Origin of the sequence: Cupriavidus sp. SIMBA_020 (genome assembly GCF_046535395.1) — a bacterium.
Classification (GTDB): domain Bacteria; phylum Pseudomonadota; class Gammaproteobacteria; order Burkholderiales; family Burkholderiaceae; genus Cupriavidus; species Cupriavidus campinensis.
Genome location: NZ_JAWRWU010000692.1, coordinates 1 through 268 on the forward strand (window position 1 = coordinate 1; position 268 = coordinate 268).

Annotated in this window: 1 pseudogene; it reads right to left on the minus strand. The window is 64.9% G+C overall.

The features are described 5' to 3' along the window. Positions 1 to 47: 47 nt before the first annotated feature. Positions 48 to 268, minus strand: a pseudogene (locus tag SB751_RS31095) (branched-chain amino acid ABC transporter permease); the annotation flags it as partial.

Consider the following 268-nt stretch of genomic DNA (forward strand, 5'->3'; position numbering starts at 1 on the left):
CTTCATGGTTTCGTCTCCTGGTTCTCTTGGGAATACGCGGCCGCCGTCTAGGTGCGGAATGGCCACAGATGGAAGTAGCGGCGCACGCGGCGCCAGATTTCCGCGAGCCCGTGCGGCTCGCAGATCAGAAAGCCCACGATCAGCAGGCCGAACACAATGGTGCGCACCGGCGAGATCAGCCGCAGGGCATCGCCCCCCACCGGCAGCCAGCCCACCACCAGCTTGAGCAGTTCGGGCACCATGGTCATGAACACGGCGCCCAGGATGG